This is a genomic window from Marinobacterium alkalitolerans, from assembly GCF_017776525.1.
Lineage (GTDB): Bacteria > Pseudomonadota > Gammaproteobacteria > Pseudomonadales > Balneatricaceae > Marinobacterium > Marinobacterium alkalitolerans.
In genome coordinates, this window is the sequence record NZ_JACVEW010000018.1 from 1 (window position 1) to 20136 (window position 20136).

Genomic DNA, 20136 nt, shown 5'->3' on the forward strand with positions numbered 1-20136 from the left:
TGGAATTGGTAGACACGCTAGCTTCAGGTGCTAGTGCCTTCACGGGCGTGGGAGTTCGAGTCTCCCCATCTGCACCATCCCCCCTTTAAGTTTTCTTTACAGCTTACTCAGCTTACTCACTAGTCAGTTTTTACCCAGAAAAGCCCCAACAGGGTCTGTCAGGGCTGTCGCTTCTATTGTTGATCAATACCGGGTTAACCGGAGATCAGCAGGTACACCTGCATCAGCGCGGGCAATATTGCCACTATCAGTCCTCCCAGCACCATCGCGATTGAGGGCACCAGTCCAATTACTTCATAATCCTGATCTTCGTGTGCATGGCTCATCGTCGTATCCTCGTCAGCTTATGCGTTGGCAGTTCTGAACACTGCCTCTGATCAGTACAAGGCAAGCACAATGCCATACCGTCAAAACGTCTTTGAAACAAATGGTTACGCGGTTTGCAGCCGACCTGAACAGGTATTCGGGCCAAGTGTGACTGACGTGAATGTCATACGATGGTGTAGGTTTGCGTCAAAAATGACAGCAGGGCTGAAATAAAAAAGGTGGCCGCAGCCACCTTGGTATTTCGCGCAGGGCCGTCTCAGCGGCGTACGATAAAATCGGTGTCGATCAATTCAGCATCACCTTCAATGACCTTGGCATAGGTGGTTTTGGCACCGACCCGCACTACTTTCACGACAGCGATCTTCTCTTCAAGTCGACCCAGTGACTCACGGGTGTAGGGGTCAAACATCTCCTCGCCCAGAAAATAGACATCCAGCCGGTCGCCTTTCTTCAGCGTCTTGCCGCCCTGGTTCAGTACGACCGTTTTGCCTTTCACGGCTACCACGCGCATTGGATAGATGTTGGCCAGTGCTTTCTGAGCCAGCTGTTCGGCCAGAGCCGAAGTGATACCGGATTGTGAAGAGCCATATTTTTTCAGCATCTGACGGATATCCCCGTCACCGAGTTTCAGGTTGATTGAGTCGGACCACTTGACCTGCCGTGTTGCGGCCAGAATGATCTTATAATCAAGCTGCGCGCTGCCGCTGTAACTGACAAGGGTTTCTCCGGTCAGCTGAAGGGTTTTCACATGGCGCGTGCTGCGCATACTGCGGATATTGCCGACCACAATGTAGTCTGCCCCCATTACATTGCCGGTCTTGGCTTTTTCGGCCAGTGCCGCATCATCGCTGAGCCATAATGCTTTTTCGGCCTGAAATTCGGCACCAAACTCACGGTCCAACACATTCATGCGGCGTGACTGGGTAAACTGGTCGAGTATGCGGTTGCGCAGTTCCGACTCTACCCGTTCGGCGGGGGTGACATCGCCCAGCAATGAAAAGCTGCGCTTATCGCTGTGAAACGGCATGACCGCCAATGTTCGGCGGCTGTCTGCAGGCAAGCCGGGCTTTTCATACTTCAACACGTGCACGCTCACATCGGCGCGATAGCTGCCATCCGATTCCTGATCAACGGAGTGTACGTCGTAACGTGAGACCAGCCCCTTGGTTTTCAGGCTGAGGTCACCGCGCTGGGCAACTTCAAAGGAGGTTGCAAAGCTGTCGCCCTCGTCGGTGCTGACACTGGTTCGCCCGGAAAGCGTTCGCATGACCTCGCGGCTGTCGATACTGACCCCGGTTGCCTGCCTCAGACCTTGCACCAGTGCATCGCTGATCGCCTGATTACGGTTGTTGCCGTAGCCCACCGCATCCACGACCTGTTCAGTAGCGTAACTGAAGCAGGTCCAGGTCAGGGCGGTCAGCGCCAGTAGAGTTTTCAGTACTGATCGCATGATTCCATCCTCAGAAGTCGTCAGCGGACATCAGGTCTCGGCTCTGACGGGTTTCGGCGGTTCCGGTGGAGGCTTTGCGGGTCTGAGCCTGCTCGTTTCGCTTGGGCTTGAAGTTGCGCATATCACGAGCGTTCTGTTCCGAAACCGGGTGCCAGACATACACTACGCCGTTGATTTCATTACCGTGCTGGGGGTGCTTTGCAGTCCAGCGCAGCAACTGGCGTGTGCCTGGCAGGTCAGAGATACTGCCACGGGCCGAGATCTCGTTATTGATCGCCTTGACCATCTCGGTGCGTGTCTCCTCCGACTCCATGACGCCATCCTGTTCTGCGCGTACGACACCGTCCGTGACATTCATGCTGCTCTTGCGGGTGGTGGATTCTGCGTTACCCACGGCGTTCAGCAGGTAGGCGAAGTTGGCGTAGGCATCGGCCTTGGCATGCATGAAGGCACCCTTGCGTGCATTCATTTGGCGATTGAAATCCGATCCGTTGTACCCGGTGCCTGCCTGACCAAAAGACACCAGCACCGGGTATCCATTCTTGTCATACATCTTGCGAATGCCGAACTCGTGGATCAGAGCTGACTTATTGCTGCTGAAACGCTCGCGGAGGGATGGGCCGCCGGCTTTTCTGGGGTTGGGAGCGAGGTCGCCCTTGCTCTGTTTCATGTCATACACAAACTGACGCATTTTGTCGGATGCTACGACAACGACAGCGATGGCATGCCGCCCCTGAGCGTCGTTGGCTTCAAAGGTTTTGACTGGCATCAGGCCCGTCAGGCTGGCGCGTGCACGAGTCGACACCTGCTCACTGATGGAGTTCTCAAACAGGCGCGCCCTTTTTTCAGGCGGGGCAGCGTTGAACTCATCGGGGTTGATGCCAAGCTCGTTGAGCTGCTCATCCAGCTTGCCACCGGCCAGAGCGATTGCCTTGTTGAGTACCTCCTCCAGCTTGCTGGAGCTCTGCAGCTCCTCCGGTGAAAAGCTTGGCATCTGGCTTTTGTCGTCAAAGAACTTGCTCAGTGTTTCAGCGCGGGTACTGATGCCCTCAAACTCGATAAACTGAGCCTGGGCGTTCATCAGTGCTTCCTTGTAAGCCATCAGGCGGTGATCGGCCCAGTCGTTTGCTTCCGGAGTGACTTTTACGAAGGCGATACCTTCAGCCATGAAAATATCACCGTTATCGGCGCGCTCTGCCAATGCCGCACCGGCACCATATTTCCAGGCATCGATCTGTTCTATCAGCTTCATGCCGGGGTCGACAGGTGCTGGTTCGGCGGCCTCTGCAACCGCTTCGTCGACAGGCGTTGCCTGAGATGTCTGTACTGAGGTTGAACTATCAGCGGCTGAAGCGCCTTGAGCATGTGCTTGCAGGGCCAGTCCACTGATCGCGAGTGCGAGTGCCGCCTGCTTAAACAGGTTGTTCATAGTCTGTATTCCTTTACCTTACCAGGAGGTTCCCTTGGCGCTGCCAAGCTTTCGGATCGGCGTTTCGCCTTCCCAAACGGCCAGCCCGTTGGCCAGATCCGTCAGGGTGAGCTGGAAGTAGTATTCGACCAGTTGCTTGTCGGAGTCGACCCGGTTGTTACGCTGGATAATCTTGCCGGACAGGCTCATGTTGGGGGCCGTCAGGCGCTGGCGTACCAGTGAAGAGCGATCGATCTTGCGTGACTGACTCAGCTCGGCGTAGGCCTGGGTCATTTTGTCTTCAGCACCATTGAGGCCGATGGCAGTCGTGGTGAGAACCTTGCCACTGCGGAGCAGGTCAACGCGGATCTTTTTCACCAACTGGTCGGTATCGATGCGTTGCATGGTGTCATTCAATACGGTGGAAACTACCATGACATGCTTTTTACCGTCATTGCGATCGACAGCGCCCGAGGCCAACATGGACTGAACTGCATCAGACGCAGCCTGGGCAAAGTCGCTGCCACTCAGGCCCATCGTTACGGGCTCATCAGCGGCACCCGGGGTCAGCAGCTGAGTTTTGGGGGTACAGCCGGCCGCGATGCCAAAGGCAGCAGTCAGGGCCAGTGCCTTGATCAGTGTCTTGGAGGTACTCATCCATCGATTCCTTGTGTTGTGCTTGCGGTGGGGGATTGAAGATCAAAAAGCTGAATCCGGTAGCTGACAGCATTCGGGCCGGGTGCAACGCGGTCCAGTGTGACGGGCTCGTTGGGACGCAGTACTTGTCGTTCCCAACGTGCGGCAAGCCCTTTGAGTTCGAAGCCCTGGGCGTCAAACCAGCTGAAGCGGTATCGCAGAATCTGCTCGGTCCGGCTGCGGTTATACAGGCGGACCCCTGCTCTCAGGAGGTCACTGGAAGCAACCCCTTGCTGAACACCTTCTATCTGCAGATAGCCTTGTGCTTTGGGGCCTATCAGGAGTTGTGGATAAAGTTCATCCTGCTGTGGCCGGGTTTGGCAGCCAAGCAGCGTCAGCACGGTGGCCATAGCCACGGCGGCGGTTTTGTACATGATGCGACTCCCTGCAAATATCAGGCATCAAACCCTGTTACCTGGTAAACCGGTGTACTGCCGGGGGTGGTGGCCCGTACGTGAATGACCGTAAAGCGGGTATCGGGCAAGGCAATCTTCAGTGGCGTATCCAGCCCGGGAGCCTTTAACTCGATACTGCCGCTCGCGGGCTTGCGCACACGGGCGACCTGTACTTCCTTGGGCAGGCTACTCCAGCTGCGCATATCCGCACGCGTGGTAGCTGCCTGATACACACCCGCCAGCAGGCTTCCGGCCAGTCCCATTTCCTTCTTCGCCTGGTACTGGATAAAAGCCTTGGTCAGTGTGCTGGCGATGGCTTCGGTCACCTTCAGCGGAAACTCTTTTTTGAATTCGGTTTGAATAACCCTGTCCATGCTGGCCAGCAGCTGGGTTTTGCCGAGCGCTTTTCCGTTTGCCCGCAGCTCAAGGTGGGGATAGGCACGATTGCGGCTTTTCAGTTTGGGCAGTGCGATCTGTGAGTATTCAACCTGATCATTCAGTAGAAAGAGGGGCAGCGGAATCAGGGTTTCTTCCACGGCAGGTGCTTCGCCGTTTTCGAAAATGACCCATACGGCAGGGTTGAGCTTGTGTTTTCGCCAGGAACCGGTGCGCAGCTTGTTGATCACCATGTGGTCTGTTGCTACTGCCTTGTTACTGGGCACCATCCCTTTCACACGGCGCAAGGATTCACGTGCCTTGCCATAATCACTGCTATCTACACTGGCCAGCATGAAATAGAGCCCGTGCAGATAGTCGGTATAGGGGTTTACAAAATCCGGGTATGCGCGCCACTGGTCGAGCTCCGGGTAGGCTTCTTCAATCACCTCGCGTGAGGCCTGCTCGCTCTTGTTGAATTGCAGCTGGGAGGTCTGGGCCTTTTCTGCTTCGGCCTGGCTGCGTGTTTCGGCCAGTTTTTCTTTCTGAGCTTCGATCCGAGCCTTAAAGGTTTCTTCAGCACGCCGCTGGCGGTCCGCTGCACGGTTGAACTCGATGCGGGCATTCTGCATATCCTGCAGAAAGATGTTGTTCAGCGCCTTGTAGGTGTTAACCATGACACCGTCATACACGGTGGGGCTGTAACGGTTGAGGTTGTTGTTGACCAGAGCCGCTGTCACTTTTTCCAGCCCTTTGCGTCCCAGGTTTTCGGTATCTTCCTGCTTCATCATGCTTTCGGCATGATCAAACACGCGTGTACTGAGGTCCAACTCACCGGCCGCGCTTAACGCGGAACCAGCCTGAAGTGACCAGAGCAGGTCCTCGCTGCTGCCGTCCGGTTTGATATCACCGGCCTTTAGGGCAAAGTCGGCGGCTGCCTGATAGTTACCCTGCGCGATGTGCTGGTTAAAGTTATTCAGATTTTGCTGATTGGACAGTGTTTGGCAGCCGGCAAGCAGCCCAAGGCCAAACACCAGTGACAGTGTTTGGACACCGGTGCGGAGGTTTCTCATTGTGACTCCTTGTTTCCCTGAAACCTTTTTTGCGCGTTCATGCGCTTTGGTGGTCAATCTAGCAGCAAGTTGTGAGACTTGGAATAGATAAAGAGTCGCAGCTTTGCCACAGATCACAACCACTGACGGTGTGGATAGTTAGAACGGGAAAAGATATGCACAGCTTGTTCCTGCCGGTAGGACCAGACCGCTCGTCAGGATTAAATCGCCATGGATGGTGAAAAGTTGTGAATAATCTGAATATCCACGCCCAGTGGATAGAGAATGATCAAGTATTGAAAGGCCGATAATCACGGCGCTTACGGCAAGGTATTACGAAGTTTTCCCAAGGTTGCGCACATACCTGTGCCATGATGTTGGGGATTGTTTCAACAGGGCTTTATGCACAGCCTTTATGATCTTTATAGAGCGTCTGAAAAAGTATTCACAGAGGGTCGCGTTGCCCCCTGTGGGCAAGCTGAAGTCAGGCCCGGGCCTGGTCGGGCGTCAGGTAATCGAGCGCCTCACCTGCCGGCATGGGGCGGGCATAGAAGTAGCCCTGCACTCGGTCACATTGATTCTGAGCCAGGAAGTTGATCTGTGCTTCGGTTTCGGTGCCTTCCGCCAGCACTTCCAGCCCCAGGCTTTTGGCCAGTGCAATGACCGCCTTCACAATGGAGGCGTCTTCCTGGTCACCCGGGAGGTCGCGTACGAAGGACTGATCGATCTTCAGTTTGGTGATGGGCAGGCGTTTCAGATAGGAGAGTGACGAGTAGCCTGTGCCGAAGTCGTCCAGCGCAATGCGAATGCCTGCTTCATGCAGCTTCGATAATACCTGTATGGCCTGCTCGGGCTTGGACATGAGCTGGGTTTCGGTCACTTCCACTTCCAGCCACTGATGCCTGAAACCGGTATCCGCAATCATGTGATCCAGGACCTGCAGCAGGTGGGGGTTCTGAAAATGCCGCACGTTCAGGTTGACGGACAGAATACCGGGCTGCAGGCCCTGCTTGCGCCAATGGACAAAGTGCTTCATGGCCTTGCGCATGATCTGCAGGTCGAGCGTTTCGATCAGACCGCTGTTCTCGGCCAGCGGGATAAAGCGCCCCGGCGAGATGAGTCCGTCTTCCGGGGTTATCCAGCGCGCGAGGGCCTCGAAACCCTCGATCTCTCCAGTACTGGTGTTGATCTGGGGCTGGAAAAAGGGCTCAAGCTCATCGGCCTGCAAGGCCTGACGTAACCGAGACTCAAGTGTCAGCCGTTCATGTGCATTCTGTGTCAGGCTGCTGTTGAACAGTCTGAAGCCGTTTCGGCCTTCGTGCTTGGCCTGGTTCATCGCCGCATCCGCCTGCATCAGCAGGTCGGCAGCGGTCGTGCCGTAATCGGGGTAGAGGCTGATCCCGATGCTGCTGTTGATATACAGCGGGTGGCCATCAATCTCCAGTGGGCGACTGATCGACTGCAGCACGCGACGGGCCAGGAAGCTGGCTTCGTCAGGATCTTTAAGACCTTCGAGGATGATGGTGAACTCATCGCCCCCCAGTCGTGCCAGAGTGTCATCGGTGCGGATCAGTTGCGACAGGCGTGCCGTAATGCTGGTCAGCACACGGTCGCCCGTATTGTGCCCCAGCGAGTCATTAATGTTCTTGAAATGGTCCAGGTCGATCACCAGCAGGGCCAGTTTGTAATCATGCCGCTGAGCACGGGCGATGCCGCTTTCAAGGCGATCATTAAAGAGCGTGCGGTTGGCCAGGCCCGTGAGAGCGTCATGGTGGGCCATATGGTTAACGGTGTCTTTTTGCAGTTGCAGGTCACGCTGAGACAGCCGTATGGAGGTGATCATGCTGTTCATGCTGTGGGCCAGCTTGCGCAGCTCGCTCGGCCCTCGCTCCGGCACGGCATCTGTCGGAATACCCATACGGTCAGTTCGGTCAATGGCCTGCATGATGTGTTCCAGCGGATTGATCACGAACCGTCGTGTCAGTATCAGCAGCAATACAGCCATCAGCACACAGATCATCAGAGTGCTGAGCAGAGAGCGCCGAATAGTGTCCTGAAGTTCGGCCTGCAGCCGTTCATCCGAGGTATAGAGGCGGATGCTGCCGATGGTTTCGCCCTGAGTGCTGATGATATCGGCCTCGTGCACATCCATACAGTTGCCAAGATGCGAGCGGCTCTCCGGATTCTCGGCATCATACTCGTCGATGTTGCCGGACGGGGTGCGGATGTAGCCGGTGGTATAGGATCTGCCGAGGATCGTCCCCAGATTGAAGTCGTCTACCAACAGGGCGCAGTGCTTGTGCAGGGTGATTTCGTTAGCCAGTATTTTTTCATACTCGTTAACGGCGTAGGACTCCATCAGGCCCTGGATGTTGTTGTTGAGGGATTTCAAACCGCGTTCTGCATCCTGGCTGATGTCGCGTTGAATACCCTCTTTGGCTTCGTAAAAAAGGTAGGTGGCACTGAGAGACACGGTGACAACAATCGCGGGCAGTACCAGACTGATCAGAACGATATAAAGTGAAGGTGCCGACCGCTTCATGGCATAACCTCTTGTCCCAGAACATTACGTTGAATCAGCGGCAGGCTCTGTTCCAGGTTCTGGTTGGAAATGACCAGCACGGGCAGACGACTTTCCTTGGGTACAGGCTTGCCCTGAAGGTGCTGAATCAGGTTCTGGGCCGCTTTTTCGCCCATCAGGAAGGGCTGCTGCATGGCAGAACTGATCAGCTTGCCATTGGCTATCAGGTCTATGAATTCGGGTTCGGCATCAAACGCGACCAGTAGAATCTGGTCCTGCAGACCGGCATCGCGGATCGCATCCAGTGCAGCCTGGTATTCATCGGAGGTTTGTAGCCAAAGCGCACGCAGGTTGGGCTCCGCATCAAAGAGCTCGCGGCAAAAGGTGTAGGTTTCGGTATAGGAAAAGTCGACCAGCTGGCGCATGCCTCCGGCCTGTATACCGGCTTTCTCAAGTGCCTGAACAAAGCCGGCTGTGCGGGCCCGACCGTTCTGTCGGCTTTGCGGGATGGCAACGATACCGACTTGTCCGTCTTCCCAGTTGCGCGCCTTGAGCGCCTGAGCCAGCACTTTGCCCAGTGCGTGAGCGCCCTGGAAATTGTCCGATGCGATAAAGCTGACATATCGGTCGGAGTCAGCGCCGATATCCGATACCACAACGGGCAGATCGGCTGCTGAGGCCAGCTTGATCAGAGTGGCGCCAGCGGAGGAGGTGGTCGGTGAGATCACCAGGCCATCCGTTTCCTGCTGAATGATCCTGGACAGCTGCTCCAGCTCCTGGCGGGCGCTGTTATTGGCACTGTATACCTGGACTGCGTAGCCATGCATGGAGGCCTGGTGCTTGATGCCTCGGGCCATGATGTCCCAGAAAGGGATGGCGCTGTCGGGGTTGATATAGGCGATTGTGCCTTTGATGTCGGGGGGCTCAGGTGATTCGGCCAGTAAAAGACGCGGCCAACCCAGGCAGGCAAGCAGGATGAATATCGGCAACAGCCGACTGGCGTGTGCAAGGCGTTTGATCACAAGCGCCCTCCCTGGTTGGTCGTTTGGTCAGGGGAAGCCCCTGAAACCGTTTTTTCTGCAAGGATATCTCAAATTAAGCGGATACTGAAATACGGGCAACGGGCCCGTTCGTTCGTGGATCAGGCCGTTTCAAAGACAACGTGAACACTGGTTCCCCGATCGAAATACTCCAGACTGGTACACAGGGACGAAACCAGTGTGATGCCCCGACCCATCAGCCGCGACTCGTCATCTCCCTGCGCCTGCCTTTGCATGACTTCGTTCACGTTAAATCCCGGTCCGCTGTCGATAATGCGAATGTCCAGTCGGCGGCGCCCTTGAGACATGCGCGTGAGCTGCAGGCTGACCTGAATGCTGCCCGTGTTGAGGTTGCTCAGGCGTTTTTCCCGCTGCTGAAAATATTCCATGAAGCCTTCGGCTGAATGTTTCAGGCTGGATTTCAGTCCCAGTACACCATGATCAAGCGCGTTCACGTACAGCTCTGTCAAAATGGTGAAGACGGGATCCCAGCAGCTGTCACGGCCCTCGGTCTCCAGTAGGTGGCTCATCGCCTGAGCAACAGGGTTGTTATTAGCCAGATCCGGCCCCTTCAGCTCCAGGCTCCAGCGCCAGGCGCCGGACAGGACCTCGGCATTGGAGGGGGCTTGGGGGCTGAAAGTTGCGGGTGAACTCGTTTCCGCCGGCCCGGCATGAAACTCGATCATGGAGATATCGTCGGACTGGGTTCGTCCCTGCGTGAACTGCTCAAGCGAATGTTTCAGGCATTCGATCAGTCCGGTTTCAGGGGTGTTGCAAAAGCAGTCCAGCAGACGCTGGTCGCCAAACAGCTCTTCACCTTCTCCACGGGCTTCGATGACCCCGTCACTGTACATCAGCAGTCGGTCACCCTCAGACAGCGTGGTATTGAAGGCCGTCAGTCCCAGGCTATTGAGAATCCCCAGTGGAGGGTTTTCAGAAGGAATCGGCTCGATACGTCCATCCCGACGCTGCAGCAGCACGTCGGGTAGACCCAGATTCCAGATAGTGGCGATCCGGCCATCGGCTGAGACCGATACCATGGCCAGTGCCAGAAACATGTTGACCGGCAGCAGCCTGCGCAGCTTCAGGTTGATCTGCTCCAGAATCTGCCGGGAGTCATAGCCCTTGTTGACCATGGCGCGGAAGGTCTCGGACAGCGGCAGTGCGCCCACTGCCGTGGTCAGGCCGTGGCCGGTAAAGTCACCCAAAAGAAAGAACAGCTCGCCATCCAGACGGCGGGCACTGAGCACCACATCGCCGCTGAAGGTCGCGGCGGGCTGTTTGTACAAATGAAGGCGGTGATCCTTTACATTGGCCTGCTCGACGGCACGACTGAACAGCTGCTCGGCCAACTGTTCTTCCTGCTCTCTGGCGGCCATCAGCTGCATTGTCTTGTGGTGCATGCGGGCGAAGCGCAACATGGAGTTGATCTTGCCCTTCATCAGCGAAAGAGAGAACGGGCGGCGGATAAATGAGTCCCAGCCGACTCCGAGGCTCTCTTCGATCAGATTGTCTTCACTGGATGACGTGGCCAGAATCACGGGAATGAAGTGCTCACCTGCGGCGGCTTTCACACGCCGTGTCAGCTCGATGCCATCCATGTCCTGCATACAGAGATCCGTAATCACCAGGCCCGGGCGGTGGGTCAGAAAGAGCTCCAGCGCTTCCTCGCCGCCGCTGGCTGTAATGGGTGACAGACCCATCTGCTGGGCCAGACGTGCCAGCAGTGTGCGGTTGGCATCGAAGTCATCCACAATCAGCACATGCGACAATGAATAGGTTTCCCGGTGTGTCTCCGTGGCTAACATGGTTACTTCTCGACCGGCAGCAGCTTATGGAAATTGGCGATGGTCAGGATCTTGTCGACCGCAGCGGAAGGGGATACCAGCACCACCCGGCTGCCCTGTTTATCCGCGTGCTCCTTGAGCAGCAGAATCATGCCCAGAGCCGAGCTGTCCATGTAGCTGGTACGGCTCATATCGAGGCGATAGGTGTGGCCGCCCGTCTCCAGGTCGCGATAGCTGTCGCGAAACGGCTGGTGCAGTGAGAAGTCGAACTGGCCTTCCAGCATGAGGGTGACGGTTTTGCGTTCGGTGTCGATTTTGCGCGTGATGCCCATGTGCAGTGTCCTGTATCAGAATAACTCGATATCCCCTTCATCCATGCTGCTCTGGGAGACGGCACGGCGGGAATCGTTGTCACGAGAACGTTGTTGCAGCCCACGACAGGCTGCGCTGAATGCCTGCAACGCTTCAGGTTCAAGTGTGCGGGAGTGGCTCAATTGGCGGGCCTGATCGGCCAGTTCCGTCAGGGCACCGGTGTTATGCTGCAACGATTGCAGTACCTGAGTACACATATCCTCGAACTGCAGCGAACGGACGGCATCCTCGATGGCACTGGCCAGGGTCTGACCGATATCCGACATTTCATTCATGCCGTCATTCAACTGCAGGTTGACCTCCGCCATTCGTTGCATCATCGATGTCATGCGTTCCTTGGTGCCGATCGTGCCGCTCATGTCGTTGGACGCCATGCCGGAAACAGAGCTGCGCAGCTTGTCGATTGTGGTCTTGGCGCCCTGAATATGACTGCGGATCTGTTGGTTAAGCTCGGATGAGTTGCGTGAAAGATTACGTACTTCATCGGCGACAACCGCGAACCCGCGCCCGGCCTCGCCCGCGCGGGCAGCTTCGATGCTGGCGTTCAGAGCAAGCAAATTGGTTTGTTCGGCGATCCCCTCAACACTCTCGATCAGGGTGAAAATGCCTTCCAGCTGCTCCATCATGTCATCGATACGGTGCACGATCTCCAGGCTGTTGCGGCTGACATCCACCATCACGGAAACAAACTGGTCCAGCGTACGCTCGGCATCCTGCATAAAGGCCTGTACCGAGTGATGCTCCCCGTGCTCGTCTGTTTCAGAATCCTGTGAACGAGACAGTACATCTCCGACCAGCGTGACCTGTCGCGTTGACAGGTCGTTCAGGTTCATGAAGCTGCCGCTGAGGGTCTGTACGGCATCCTGAATCAGGGTTTCCAGTCGGCTGCGCTCCGTTTCCAGCTGCGTGGCTTCCTGGCGCAGGGTTTGTTCGATATCGGCAATCATGCCCTGCAGCTCTTCCTGCTGTGCAGAGCCCGCAGGCGCTTCCTCGCTGGATTCGGCTGGTGGTCGCCAGAACAGTAACGACACCGCCACGGCGGCCATCAATCCCAGTGAAGACCAGCGAACCCAGTCACTCCAGTTCATCCATTCCGCCAGGGCAGTGACCAGCAACAGCAGAAGCAGAAGACTGGCCTTGAGGTGTATCGGTTTCATTGAGCGCTCCCGAGGTAGCAGTGTTCAAGCAGTGCTGATGCAATGCGGTTCAGTGGTAAGACCCTGTCGGCGCCGCCGCGTTTGACGACGGCGCCGGGCATGCCCCAGACAAGGCTGCTGGCCTGGTCCTGAGCAATCGTCAGCAGGCCTCTGTCGTGGCACCCTGTCATGGCCTGGGCGCCGTCTTCACCCATTCCGGTCAACATGACCAGCGCACTGCGCCGGGTATCCAGCTCTGCCAGGGCATTGAACATGACCTCGACCGAGGGTTTGTGACGGTTCACGGGCGCTCCGTCATCCACCTGGGCGCGAAACTCTCCCGCCATCCTGATTGGCAGCAGGTGACGCCCGCCGGGGGTGATGTAGACATGGCCTGGCAGCAGAGGCTCGCCCTGCTGGGCTTCCTTGACCTGCAACTGGCAACAGCCGTCCAGCCGTTTGGCAAAACGGGCGCTGAATCCGGCCGGAATATGCTGGGTAACGATAATGGGCGGCAGCTTGGCCGGCAGTACCTGCAGCAGGTCACGCAGCGCTTCGGTGCCGCCGGTGGATGCCCCGATTGCGATCAGGTTCTGGCTGAAATCGAAAGCGGGGTTGCCGGCCGGGACCCGCGGTGTGACGCTCGTAGACGCCGGTCGCTGTCGAGCCCGCGTGGCCAGTTGGCGGGTCAGGCCAGCGGCCGTGACCACTTTCTGCCGTAACACCTGGGTAAAGTGTTCCAGCGTGCGGTCAGAGCTCTCGCTGCCGGGTTTGGCAATGAAATCAACGGCACCGGCTTCAAGTGCATCCAGTGTGACCTCTGCACCCTCGTGTGTGAGTGACGACAGCATGACCACCGGCAGGGGGTGGAGTCGCATCAGGTTGCGCAGGAAGGTGACGCCATCCATGCGCGGCATCTCCACGTCCAGTGTCAGGACGTCAGGCCTGAGAGACTTGATCAGCTCGCGGGCCTCGTAGGGGTCTGCTGCCGTGCCCACGACCTCAATGCCCGCCTGTCGGTCAAGCAGCTCGGTGACCACTTCGCGTACCACCAGTGAGTCGTCCACGATCAGTACGCGTATCGGGCGTGTATCCAGCATCGTCATCAAAACAGCTCCACATCCTGGTGAGCCGACTGCTCGCGTGTTTGCGCGCGATAGGCCTTCTCTTCACTGATTACACTGGCAACCTTGTCCATCCGCTTGATCAGCATGCGTCCCTGGTCGGGAAGGTAGATCAGGCGCCGGGCCTGTTCCCCGCCCACATCCTCCGCGAAGATCCGAAAGCCTTCCTGGGCCAGGTAGTCGTGTATGAACTGAACGTTGAGGTCTCCCACGCGATAGCCGCTGTTGAACATGTTGGCACCGCCGGCCAGCTTGATCTCGAGCGTGTCGCGCCGGCAGCCGAGCTTCAGCAGGCTGTTGATCAGCTGCTCCATGGCAAAGGCTCCATAGCTGGCGCTGCTGAGACGTTCACTGTTTTCGCCCTCTTCCGGCAGCATGAAGTGATTGATGCCGCCAATACCCAGCTCCGGGTCCCGGATGCAGGCCGAGATGCAGGACCCCAGCACGGTCGTAATGGCCATGCTGGGCGGTGCCACATAGAACTCGCCGGGCTTCACCTTGACCATGAAGCGCTGCCACCGCTCCTGCCAGACCGGCACGAAGTGCTCAAAGCCGACAAAGGGGCGAGGGGCATGGACAGTTATCATCAGACCACCTTCCGGTAGATGGTGTTGCCACTCAGGCGCAGCCGGTGTGTCAGCCGGTAGGGGGATTCAGAGTGCCCAACGATCAGAATACCCTGCTCATCCAGCACGTCAGCAAACCGCTCCAGCAGGATGGCCTGTGACGTGTTGTTGAAATAGATCATCACGTTACGGCAGAAAATCAGGTCCACAGGTCCCTTCACCGGCAGAGGTTCCATCAGGTTGATCTGACGAAACTGAACCAGTGCCTGAACACCGGGCTTGATCCTCACCCGACCGGTATTATGACCGGTCCCGCGCAGAAAGTGCCGACTGAGCTGCGCCTTATCCAGCTTGGAAATGCGCTCCAGGCTGTATACACCGGCTTGGGCTGTTTGCAGCACACGTGAGTCGATATCTGACGCCAGAATACGGATATCCCACTCTGGCAGCTCCGGACCCAGAGCGTCTATCAGGGTCATGGCGATGGAGTAGGGTTCCTCTCCCATCGAGCAGCCGGCCGACCAGATCCGTAACCGACGCTGGCCCCGGGCACGGCACTGATTCAGGTACTCACCGCCGAGGAAATCAAAGTGGTGCTGCTCGCGGAAGAACGCGGTCAGGTTGGTGGTCATGGCGTTGATAAATTCGCCAAACTCTACGGGATCACTCTCCACACGCCGTGCGTAGGCTTCAAAGTCCTTCAGCGAGAGGGCGCGCAAACGCCCGACCAGCCGGTTATACACCATGTCCTTCTTGTGCTCGGCCAGCTCGATTCCGGCATGCTGGTGCAGTGCGCGTCTGACCCACTCGAAATCCTTGCGGGTGTAGGGAAACTCGCGGCTGCGTCCCTGGCCGGCCAGAGCCGCGGCCAGGGAGTCGGATGAAGGATCGGAGGCGGTATGCACGCGGTTGCCCTCTAGAACTCTTCCCAGTCGTCCTGGCTGCTGCCTGCCGTCATGACACCCAGCTTGCGCTGCTGGGCTTCAGGTGCCTGCGTCTGTGCTGCCAGATCACGAATGCGGCTGACGGGGGCATGGTCTGATGCCTCGGTCTGGGCCTGAGCGGTGCTGTTGACGCGGAAGGCGTTCACCAGACGCTGCAGTTGGCTGGCCTGCTCCTCCATGGAGGCTGAGGCCGCCGCCACTTCTTCCACCAGTGCCGCATTCTGCTGAGTGCCCGCATCCATGCTGGACACGGCCGTGTTGACCTGGTCGATACCCTGCGCCTGCTCGATGCCGGCTTTGGCGATCTGGCCAATGATGTCGGAGACCTGATTGATGGAATCCATAATCCGTTTCAGGGCTTCGCCGGACTCATCAACGTAGCGGGCCCCTTCATCCACCTTGCTGACACTGTCACTGATCAGCTCCTTGATCTCCTTGGCTGCACCGGCGCTGCGTTGTGCCAGATTGCGCACTTCTGAGGCCACGACCGCGAAGCCACGTCCCTGCTCCCCGGCACGTGCCGCTTCCACGGCCGCATTCAGGGCCAGCAGGTTGGTCTGGAAGGCAATTTCGTCGATGACGCCGATAATCTCGGAGATCTTGTTGGAGCTGGTGCTGATCGCGCCCATGGACGCCACCACTCTGGTGGAGATATCCCCCCCCTGTTCGGCCAGCGTACGGGCTTCTTCTGCCAAACGGCTGGCCTGCTGGGCGTTATCGGCGTTCTGTTTCACCGTGCTGGTCATCTGTTCCATGCTGGCCGCGGTTTCTTCCAGGCTGGCAGCCTGAGACTCTGTCCGCTCGCTCAGCGTGGTGTTGCCGGTGGCGATTTCGGAGGCACCCACGGCAATGCTGGAGCCCGCACGACGGATTTCGGTGACCATGTTCTCCAGCCGGCCCAGAGAGCGGGTCAGGGAGTTGTTCAGCTCGGCAAATTCGCCCTTGTAATCACCCTGCATCTGCTGGGTCAGGTCGCCCTCGGACAGGGCCGAAAGCACGCGCTTGATGTCGCGAAGGGGTTCAACCACCGTATCCAGCAGCGCATTCACACCATTGGCAACGGTGCGGGTGAAACCGGCATAGCCTTCGGTATCCAGACGCTTGTCCAGCTGGCCTTCCGTTGCGTTGTGAATCAGCTGTTCGATCTCGTGCTCGGCACGCAGCTGCTCGGTAATATCCTGCCACTCGACGACGGTGCCCAGACGGTTGTTGTTGTCATCCACCACCGGGTTGGCAACCAGGTCAAAGCTGCGGCCACCCACGCGGATACGGCTCTTGAAGCTGTCTTCAAGGGAGGCCAGCAGGCGGCGCTGGTGCTCGGGGTTTTTGTGGAACACATCGATGTTGGCACCCATCAGCTGCTCCGCATTGAACTCCGGCAGCTCCTGACGCAGGTCGTCCTGAGCGTTGCGCATCATGTCCAGTACCGAGTCGTTCAGGTAGATGATCTCACCCTCGTTGGATGCCACCATGACGTTGGAGGAGACGTTATCCAGCGCCACCTTGATGCGCTGGGCACGGCGCTGGCGCAGGCGTGCATCATTCACGTCAAACCCGAGCTTGATCGCCAGGCTTTTGGTCATGCGCAGCAGTTCACCGCCCTCGCCCGGCAGGTCAAAGGGAATGTCCTGGTAGTAATCGCCTTCGGCCACTCGGCGCATGCGATCAATGGACTCCTGCATTGGCTTCAGTGCCAGCTCTTTCAGCGTCCTGCTGTTGCCCAACATCAGCATCAGCATGCCCAGTGCGGGCCCCAGGGCCACCAGAGCCGGATTCACCGGTGCAAACCAGAGGGCCAGCGCCACCAGTGTCGCGGCGACTATGGCCAGCGTGGTGGTGCGGGTCATGGCGGCTTCGAGGTTGCGCTCCGGGATAGAGCTGACTGGCGGCAGGCTGCGCTCGTTCTTGTTGAGCTTGCGGTAGAGTGCCTCGGCTGCATCGATTTCGTCCTGTTCCGGGCGCACGCGCACGGACATGTACTCCACTACCTCGCCGTCACGGTAGATCGGGGTGACGTTGGCACGTACCCAGTAGTAGTCACCGTTCTTGCAGCGGTTCTTCACCAGACGTGACCAGGGGCGGCCGGCGTCCAGGTGATCCCAGAGATCCTTGAAGGCCGCCGGCGGCATGTCGGGATGCCGCACGATGTTGTGATTGGCGCCCAGCAATTCCTGGCGGCTGAAGCCACTGACTTCGACAAAGGCAGGGTTGGTGTAGGTAATAATGCCCTTGAGGTCGGTGATGGTGACCAACTCCTGACCATCCCTGAGTTTGACTTCGTTGTCTGTCACCGGCAGGTTCTTTTTCATGGTCGTCTACTCTTTGTCGTTTATTCGTCTTCAGGCGTCAGCTGTTCCAGAGCCAGTTCATCCGCACTCAGCAGATGGTCCAGATCCAGCATGACGATCATGCGTTCGTTCAGTGTTGCCAGCCCGGCGATGAAGTCCGGTCGAATCGAGGTCTCCAGCCGTGGTGCGGGACGGATCTCCTCCGGCTGGATGTGGTAGGTCTCGGCAACGGCATCCACCACCAGCCCGATAATGCGCTCTTCATCCTCCTGCAACGCCTTGACGACCACGACAACGGTTGTGGGGCCGTAGGGGCGTGGCTCAAAGCCGAACCGCTCACGCAGGTCGATCACCGGGACGATGGCGCCGCGCAGATTGAGAACGCCCTTGATGTACTCGGGGCTGGCCGGCAGCCGGGTCACCGGTGTCCAGCCACGCACTTCCTGCACACGCAGGATATCCACCGCGTACTCTTCATCGTCCAGCATAAAGCTCAGGTACTGCTCACCGCTGAGCAGCTGCTCGCCAGTGTTCTGTTCGTATGCCATCTCAGGCCTGTACCTCGTGTTGTTCATTTCTCTGTCGCGCAATCAGGGCGGCATCAGGGTCGACATTGCGGTTGATCAGCCCGGCGATATCCAGAATCAGGGCAACGCTGCCGTCACCCAGGATGGTGGCTCCGGAGAGGCCCGGTACGCGGCGGTAATTCTTCTCCAGACTCTTGATAACGGTCTGTTGCTGGCCCATGAGCTCATCGACGACCAGACCTGCCTTCTGCCCACCGCTCTCGACTACGACCACAATGCCGCCGGGCTCAAGCACCTGCTCCGAGGTGAGTCCGAAGCTGCTGGCCAGCTTGATCAGGGGCAGGTATTCATCCCGGAAGTGCAGCAGACAGCGGTTGCCTGCCAGTGATACCAGCATTTCAGGCGTGGTCTGCAGGGTTTCCACAATGCTGATCAACGGAATCACATACGGATCCTGGTTGAGGCGGACCAGCTGGCCATCCATGATCGCCAGTGTCAGGGGCAGACGGATGGTGAAACAGGAGCCGGTGCCGGGGCTGGACAGGACGTCGATATGGCCCCCCAGTGATTCGATATTGCGCCTGACCACATCCATGCCGACGCCACGGCCGGACAGGTCGCTGACCTGCTCGGCGGTGGAGAAGCCCGGCATGAAGATCAGCTCGTCAATGGCCTGATCCGTTAATTGGGCGGCAGGCTCGACCAGGCCGCGCTCCATCGCCTTGGCCAGAATGCGTTCCCGGTTCAAGCCGCGACCGTCATCACGAATCTCGATCAGGATATTGCCGCCCTGCTGGCAGGCGCTGAGCCAGATATTGCCACTGGCGGACTTGCCGGCAGCTTCACGCTCTTCAGGTGGTTCCAGCCCATGATCAAGACCGTTGCGGACCAGATGTACCAGTGGGTCGCCGATCTTCTCCAGTACGGTCTTGTCCAACTCGGTATGAGCCCCTTCAAGGTGCAGTTCAACCTGCTTGCCCAGCTGTTGGCTGACATCGTGTACCAGGCGTGGAAAGCGGTTGAATACCGAGCTGATGGGCAGCATGCGGATGCGCATCACGTCTTCCTGCAGTTCGCGGGTGTTGCGCTCCAGCTGCAGCAGTCCTTCCTGCAGTGCTTCGACAGCAGGGTGTTCAAGCTCGGCCAGTGCCTGGCTGACTTCCAGCAGCATGGCCTGAGTGATGACCAGTTCGCCCACGCGGTCGACCAGTGAGTCCACCTTACCGGTGTCCACACGGATGGAGGACTCGCGTACGGCCGAACGTGCCCGGTTTTGCGGCCCTTCCGGCTGAGCCGGTCCGGTGTCCGTGGTGGCAGGCTTCGATTCGGGGTCGGGGGCGGGTATGGCTTCGGAAGTGGCGGCTTCATCACTGTTATCGCCGGCAGCAGATGCCGTCCCCTGACGTTCAATGGTCAACACCACGTCATCCTCAACCCACTCGAACACTTCGCGGATGGCGGCTTCGTCACAGTCGCTGTGCAGCTCAATGGTCCAGTTCAGGTAGAGCGCTTCCGGGTCCAGCGCTGACCAGTCCGGCAGGCTGGCCGCATCGGCCTGCGTACTCACGGGCCCAAGTTCAGCCAGCGCTTGTAACAAAAACAGAGGGTCATTACCGGTCATCAGCAGATCAGGCCCCGGCTCCAGCCGGATGGTCCAGATGCCGCCGGTGCTGTCTTCGGCCGCGGGTACATCGGTATCGTTCACGGCTGGCGCAGGGGACTGTGCAGGGGAGGCATGGGCCAGATGAAGCTGCTCGGCCAGGGCATCGGCTTCCGGTGGTGTGCTCTGGTCGCCGGCGGCCGCGCGCTCCAGCAGGTCGCGAATGATATCTGCCGATTTGAGCAGCAGTTGGTTGCGCTCGGGTGTCACCTCGACACTGCCGTTGCGCATGGCATCCAGCAGGGTTTCGGCCTCATGCGTAAATTCGGCCACTGCCGTAAAACCGAAGGTGCCGGCCCCGCCCTTGATCGAGTGGGCGGCGCGGAACACTTCATCGATGGTTTCGTCGTCACCCGGTGTCAGCGTCAGTAACGCGGTTTCCATCACCTGGAGGCCTTCGTAGCTCTCCTCAAGGAACACCGGAATGAACTGGGCCAGATCGACACTCATCGCTTGCTCCAGCAGGGG

The 20136-nt window shown here is 58.2% G+C and carries 17 protein-coding genes; all 17 read right to left on the minus strand.

The features are described from left to right. Positions 1 to 194 precede the first annotated feature (194 nt). Positions 195 to 326 carry a hypothetical protein gene (locus H9C73_RS16260; RefSeq protein ID WP_268927233.1) on the minus strand — a complete coding sequence of 44 codons (132 nt, stop codon included), beginning with the start codon at positions 324 to 326 and terminating at the stop codon, positions 195 to 197. Between the two features lie 257 nt (positions 327 to 583). Continuing rightward, entirely contained in the window at positions 584 to 1777 is a 1194-nt protein-coding gene (locus tag H9C73_RS11780; RefSeq protein ID WP_209288026.1) for a hypothetical protein, read from the minus strand. A 10-nt stretch (positions 1778 to 1787) separates the two neighbouring features. After that, a complete protein-coding gene (locus H9C73_RS11785) occupies positions 1788 to 3206 on the minus strand; it encodes a DUF6844 domain-containing protein (RefSeq protein ID WP_209288027.1) in 1419 nt (472 codons plus the stop codon). An 18-nt stretch (positions 3207 to 3224) separates the two neighbouring features. Beyond that, entirely contained in the window at positions 3225 to 3842 is a 618-nt protein-coding gene (lpoB, locus tag H9C73_RS11790) for a penicillin-binding protein activator LpoB (protein ID WP_209288028.1), read from the minus strand. After that, a complete protein-coding gene (locus tag H9C73_RS11795) occupies positions 3839 to 4255 on the minus strand; it encodes a DUF1425 domain-containing protein (RefSeq protein WP_209288029.1) in 417 nt (138 codons plus the stop codon). The genes lpoB and H9C73_RS11795 overlap by 4 nt, the downstream gene beginning before the upstream one ends. 20 nt (positions 4256 to 4275) lie before the next feature. Beyond that, positions 4276 to 5724: a COG3014 family protein gene (locus H9C73_RS11800; protein ID WP_209288030.1), complete on the minus strand. Its 1449-nt coding sequence runs from the start codon at positions 5722 to 5724 to the stop codon at positions 4276 to 4278. A gap of 463 nt (positions 5725 to 6187) precedes the next feature. Continuing rightward, complete coding sequence (locus H9C73_RS11805) at positions 6188 to 8245, minus strand: putative bifunctional diguanylate cyclase/phosphodiesterase (RefSeq protein WP_209288031.1); 2058 nt, start codon at positions 8243 to 8245, stop codon at positions 6188 to 6190. Beyond that, positions 8242 to 9246, minus strand: a complete 1005-nt coding sequence (locus H9C73_RS11810) for a substrate-binding domain-containing protein (RefSeq protein ID WP_328797975.1) — start codon at positions 9244 to 9246, stop codon at positions 8242 to 8244. The genes H9C73_RS11805 and H9C73_RS11810 overlap by 4 nt, the downstream gene beginning before the upstream one ends. A 119-nt stretch (positions 9247 to 9365) precedes the next feature. After that, positions 9366 to 11072, minus strand: coding sequence for an ATP-binding SpoIIE family protein phosphatase (locus tag H9C73_RS11815; protein WP_209288032.1), 1707 nt, complete (start codon positions 11070 to 11072; stop codon positions 9366 to 9368). Between the two features lie 2 nt (positions 11073 to 11074). Continuing rightward, positions 11075 to 11383 (minus strand): STAS domain-containing protein, encoded by a 309-nt coding sequence (locus H9C73_RS11820; RefSeq protein ID WP_209288033.1) that lies wholly within the window; start codon positions 11381 to 11383, stop codon positions 11075 to 11077. A 15-nt stretch (positions 11384 to 11398) separates the two neighbouring features. Next, positions 11399 to 12580 (minus strand): methyl-accepting chemotaxis protein, encoded by a 1182-nt coding sequence (locus H9C73_RS11825; protein ID WP_209288034.1) that lies wholly within the window; start codon positions 12578 to 12580, stop codon positions 11399 to 11401. After that, entirely contained in the window at positions 12577 to 13665 is a 1089-nt protein-coding gene (locus tag H9C73_RS11830; RefSeq protein WP_209288035.1) for a protein-glutamate methylesterase/protein-glutamine glutaminase, read from the minus strand. Before H9C73_RS11830 ends, H9C73_RS11825 begins: the two co-directional genes overlap by 4 nt. Then, entirely contained in the window at positions 13665 to 14270 is a 606-nt protein-coding gene (locus tag H9C73_RS11835; RefSeq protein WP_209288036.1) for a chemotaxis protein CheD, read from the minus strand. Before H9C73_RS11835 ends, H9C73_RS11830 begins: the two co-directional genes overlap by 1 nt. After that, positions 14270 to 15154 carry a CheR family methyltransferase gene (locus H9C73_RS11840; protein WP_209288037.1) on the minus strand — a complete coding sequence of 295 codons (885 nt, stop codon included), beginning with the start codon at positions 15152 to 15154 and terminating at the stop codon, positions 14270 to 14272. The genes H9C73_RS11835 and H9C73_RS11840 overlap by 1 nt, the downstream gene beginning before the upstream one ends. 11 nt (positions 15155 to 15165) lie before the next feature. Next, positions 15166 to 17502 carry a methyl-accepting chemotaxis protein gene (locus tag H9C73_RS16365; RefSeq protein WP_209288038.1) on the minus strand — a complete coding sequence of 779 codons (2337 nt, stop codon included), beginning with the start codon at positions 17500 to 17502 and terminating at the stop codon, positions 15166 to 15168. Positions 17503 to 17522: 20 nt separating this feature from the next. After that, on the minus strand, positions 17523 to 18029 hold the full coding sequence (locus H9C73_RS11850; protein WP_209288039.1) for a chemotaxis protein CheW: 507 nt from the start codon (positions 18027 to 18029) through the stop codon (positions 17523 to 17525). A gap of 1 nt (position 18030) precedes the next feature. Then, complete coding sequence (locus H9C73_RS11855) at positions 18031 to 20118, minus strand: chemotaxis protein CheA (RefSeq protein ID WP_209288040.1); 2088 nt, start codon at positions 20116 to 20118, stop codon at positions 18031 to 18033. Between the last annotated feature and the right edge of the window lie 18 nt (positions 20119 to 20136).